The organism is Bartonella senegalensis OS02, assembly GCF_000312545.1.
Taxonomy (GTDB): domain Bacteria; phylum Pseudomonadota; class Alphaproteobacteria; order Rhizobiales; family Rhizobiaceae; genus Bartonella; species Bartonella senegalensis.
The window spans coordinates 7263-9750 of sequence record NZ_HE997542.1; the positions used below are offsets into that span (position 1 = coordinate 7263).

Consider the following 2488-nt stretch of genomic DNA (forward strand, 5'->3'; position numbering starts at 1 on the left):
CCAGCACAATACAATCAAAAACGAAACTGTTCAAACGGTCAACGCTCGTGAATTGCATACATTTTTGGAAGTTAATTCCAATTTTAGAGATTGGATTAAAAATCGTATTAAAGAGTATAATTTCCAAGAAAATCAAGACTTTATAATTTTCGCTAAAATTTTAGCGAAATCCTTAAGAGGACGTCCAAGCATGGAATACCATCTTACCTTAGACATGGCAAAAGAACTTTCCATGTTAGAGCGTAATGAGAAAGGTAAACAAGCCCGTCAATATTTCATTGAATGTGAACGGCGTGCAAAGCAAGCAGTAACACCACAAATCGATTATTCAAGTCCAAAAGCTATGATTGGATTTTTGAATTATTTGCAAGGTCAAATAGATCAAAAAGACAGCATTATTGAAGATTTAACACCAAAAGCCATGGCTCTTGAAAGTTTACAGCGCCATGATGGGCTCTTTGGTCTTACTGAAGCTGCCAAAATTCTTGAGATGCAACCAAAACAATTCATTCAGTTTTTACAGCAAAAAGGTTGGGTTTATAGACGTGCAGCAGGTGGAAATTTACTCCCTTATCAAGACAAAATCCAAAAGCAACTAATGGACTGTCCAACGATCACACTTCAAACCGCCAGTGGACTAGAAAAAGTCATTCCTTGCGCAAAAATTACCATAAAAGGCATGGGGCTGCTGTCTCAAGAGCTTAAAAGACAAAGCATGCATTAAGAGGAGGTTTTCATGATAAAAAAGAAATATAAACTCACTGATGAAACACTCAAAATTGATGGAATAACGCTTTACCGTATCCGTGCATTAAAAGATTTTGGTGATGTCAAAGAAGGCGATCTTGGAGGGTTTGTTGAACATGAAAGCAACTTATCACATGATGGCAATTGCTGGATATATGATAACGCTATTGTTTATGATGATACTGTAGTTTATGACAATGCAGAAGTTTTTGGGAATGCACGAATTTTTGGTGACGCCGAAATAACTGGAAATACAAAAATATCCATAATGGACCCTCTTTTTAGGTAGGGGGCGATAATCATGTATAGATATGAAATTAAGCCTACTTTATGTTCACAATTAGTTGTGAGTAATACCCACAACCAAGGTGAACTTTGTATAACTATCTCTGGAGACAAAGGCGAACCTTATGTAAGTACCATAATTCCTAAAGAAAAAATGGACATCTTTTTCAATGAAAATAGTGTTGAGAAAATGGAGCTAAAACAATCCCAATGTTTTGCAATACTCATACGAATTTAGACCGTTTGCGTGCACTAGATTTGAAATGCAACCACTAAATTCAAATGATTTTTTTATTTTGACGCTATATTCAGATGATTGTTGTTTTATAAAACGCATTCCAATTGATCAGATTATACAACCTGTAAATCGGTCTTTCTAGCAAAACAACCAACTTTCAACACATGCGTGATTCACGCCACGGGGGAATTGCGCTTTAAATGGAGGAAATCAAGATGAATGAACTAAGTACTACACAAACGGAATTCGTGGAAAAAACAAAAGATTGTGCAATCAAACCAACTGCTATGGATCGCATTTTAACCAGAGCTTTAGAAAACGATGTCGATATGGACCGCTTAGAGCGCCTGATCGCATTACGAGAAAAGGAAATAGAACGACAAAACTATCAAAGCTTCGTCTCTAACCTTTCCGCTATGCAAAGGGAATATCAAAAAATACAAAAAAACGCTACAAATACCCATACCAATAGCCAATATGCTACCCTTGATCAGTACATTGATGCCATCAAGGAGACCCTTTCAAAATACCACTTTGCTTTGTTTTCTCGTATTAAAGAACAGAGTGCAGACAGCATAACCGTAGAAATGACTTTGACGCATCCGTCTGGAAATAAAATAGCAACAGAAGGAAAATTTCCTCATGACACGAAAGGATGCAAATCAAACATACAAGCGCTTGGCTCTGCTATCACCTACGCACGCAGATATCTGTTAGGCATGCTTCTTAATGTTGTGAGTGAAGATGATGATACAGATGGGAACATGCCTCTCAAAAGTGCTTTTCCGCAGCAGATCAATGAGATCAGAAAACTCATGGCACAAACCCAAACAGAAGAAACCAAGATACTTGCTTATGCTAAAGTCAACACTCTTGCCGATATGTCTGATGGACAAGCTCAAACGGTGTTGCATCTTTTGAAAGATAAACGAAACAAACAAATGGCAAAAGCAGAGCAATCTCTCTCTCAACAAGAGCAACAAAAGGCGGTGTGAGATGGAACAAAGAATAGCAGAATGGTTTCAAGCCCGTTTAGGCAAAGTCACCGCATCCAATATTTACAACGTATTCAGTAAAACAGCCAAGGGAACTCCTACAAGCAAATATGAAGACTACAAAATCAAACTTATGACAGAGCGATTGACAGAGGAAATAAGCCAATCTTATACAACACCAGCTATGCAATGGGGTATTGAGCACGAAGAGGATGCCTTGAGA

Annotated in this window: 4 protein-coding genes; all 4 read left to right on the forward strand. The window is 37.7% G+C overall.

Going from position 1 to position 2488, the window contains the following annotated elements; translation table 11 throughout:
* A partial coding sequence (locus tag BN200_RS05810; protein WP_019221606.1) for an antA/AntB antirepressor family protein occupies positions 1–724 on the forward strand: 724 nt, incomplete at its 5' end.
* Between the two features lie 12 nt (positions 725–736).
* Entirely contained in the window at positions 737–1036 is a 300-nt protein-coding gene (locus tag BN200_RS05815; protein WP_019221607.1) for a hypothetical protein, read from the forward strand.
* A gap of 449 nt (positions 1037–1485) precedes the next feature.
* On the forward strand, positions 1486–2265 hold the full coding sequence (locus tag BN200_RS05825; RefSeq protein ID WP_019221609.1) for an ERF family protein: 780 nt from the start codon (positions 1486–1488) through the stop codon (positions 2263–2265).
* Position 2266: 1 nt separating this feature from the next.
* The coding region (locus BN200_RS05830) for a YqaJ viral recombinase family protein (protein ID WP_019221610.1) at positions 2267–2488 on the forward strand (222 nt) is incomplete at its 3' end.

What these genes read in the sequence shown, in the direction of transcription:
- BN200_RS05825 (WP_019221609.1), top strand. Translation starts at nt 1,486, where the DNA reads ATGAATGAACTAAGTACTACACAAACGGAATTCGTGGAAAAAACAAAA.
- BN200_RS05815 (WP_019221607.1), top strand. Translation starts at nt 737, where the DNA reads ATGATAAAAAAGAAATATAAACTCACTGATGAAACACTCAAAATTGAT.